The organism is Paenibacillus sp. SER-28, assembly GCF_052906305.1.
Genome location: NZ_JBRECM010000048.1, coordinates 1 through 402, shown reverse-complemented (window position 1 = coordinate 402; position 402 = coordinate 1). Strand labels below are relative to the sequence as shown.

1 protein-coding gene is annotated in these 402 nt (G+C 44.5%); it reads right to left on the bottom strand.

The window, feature by feature from the left end; genetic code table 11:
- Positions 1 to 402, bottom strand: a 402-nt coding sequence (locus ACUYLD_RS25515; RefSeq protein ID WP_446676232.1) for a biotin/lipoyl-containing protein, incomplete at both ends; no start/stop codon positions are given.

The following is a 402-nucleotide window of genomic DNA, read 5'->3' as shown; positions in this document are numbered from 1 at the left end:
CGGACAAGGAACTTCAACTACAGCCTTATCGTTTTGTACTTCCATGATGATATCTTCATCTGTTACTTTGTCGCCGGCCTTGATGTGCATCTTGATGATTTCGCCTTCGTGAAGACCTTCACCCAGCTCTGGAAATTTATATTCAAATCTAGCTGTACCTGCAGCTCCGCTTTGTGCAGCAGCACTTGGCTCAGGGCTAGCAGCTGGTGCTTCTGGTGCTTCTTCTTGTTCAGGAAGTTCACCTTCTGCATCAATTACAGCTACGACTTGACCTACGTTAAAGATGTCACCGTCTTTGGCAAATACTTCTTGTACTGTACCATTAACCGGACAAGGAACTTCAACTACAGCCTTATCGTTTTGTACTTCCATGATGATATCTTCATCTGTTACTTTGTCGCC